This window comes from Vibrio sp. 10N.222.54.E6, from assembly GCF_041473955.1.
In the GTDB taxonomy this organism is placed as follows: Bacteria; Pseudomonadota; Gammaproteobacteria; order Enterobacterales; family Vibrionaceae; genus Vibrio; species Vibrio tasmaniensis_A.
Genome location: NZ_JBFRTD010000084.1, coordinates 1 through 216 on the forward strand (window position 1 = coordinate 1; position 216 = coordinate 216).

The following is a 216-nucleotide window of genomic DNA, read 5'->3' on the forward strand; positions in this document are numbered from 1 at the left end:
CTCCGACCGCACCATTATTTCTCTTTAATTAGAGATAAAATAGTGAATACATAAAAATTCATTATTGGCTACTTAGCTCAGTTGGTTAGAGCACATCACTCATAATGATGGGGTCGCAGGTTCGAATCCCGCAGTAGCCACCATTCTTTCTTTATGAAAGAAAAAGTACAAACAACGTTATATTGAATCACCAATATCGATATAACTATAAAGATT

Annotated in this window: 1 tRNA gene; it reads left to right on the top strand. The window is 34.7% G+C overall.

Going from position 1 to position 216, the window contains the following annotated elements:
* Positions 1-66 precede the first annotated feature (66 nt).
* Positions 67-143, top strand: a tRNA-Met gene (locus tag AB4513_RS24575).
* Positions 144-216 lie beyond the last annotated feature (73 nt).